Origin of the sequence: Achromobacter sp. SIMBA_011 (genome assembly GCF_046535435.1) — a bacterium.
GTDB lineage: Bacteria > Pseudomonadota > Gammaproteobacteria > Burkholderiales > Burkholderiaceae_B > Achromobacter > Achromobacter dolens.
On sequence record NZ_JAWRWN010000232.1, the window covers coordinates 1 to 307 of the forward strand.

General features: G+C 63.5%; 1 protein-coding gene. It reads left to right on the forward strand.

What is annotated here, in order from left to right; genetic code table 11:
- Positions 1–34: 34 nt before the first annotated feature.
- Positions 35–307, forward strand: a 273-nt coding sequence (locus tag SB816_RS30720) for a TerC family protein (RefSeq protein ID WP_410548081.1), incomplete at its 3' end; no start/stop codon positions are given.

A 307-nucleotide genomic window follows, 5' to 3' on the forward strand; every position in this document is an offset into this window, starting at 1 on the left:
ACGATTACCGGTCGTGTAACTTCTGGAGCTGCTGATGGAGTGGCTGCTGGACCCGGCGGCGTGGGTCGGCTTGCTTACCCTGGTCGTACTTGAGATGGTCCTGGGAATCGATAACCTGATTTTCATCGCCATCCTGGCGGACAAGCTGCCGCCGTCGCAACGCGACCGCGCGCGCATCCTTGGCCTGAGCCTGGCGCCTGTCATGCGGCTTGGCCTGCTGTCGGTCATGTCGTGGCTGGTCACCCTCACCACCCCCCTGTTATCGATCGGACCGCTGTCGCCCTCGGGGCGCGACCTGATCCTCATG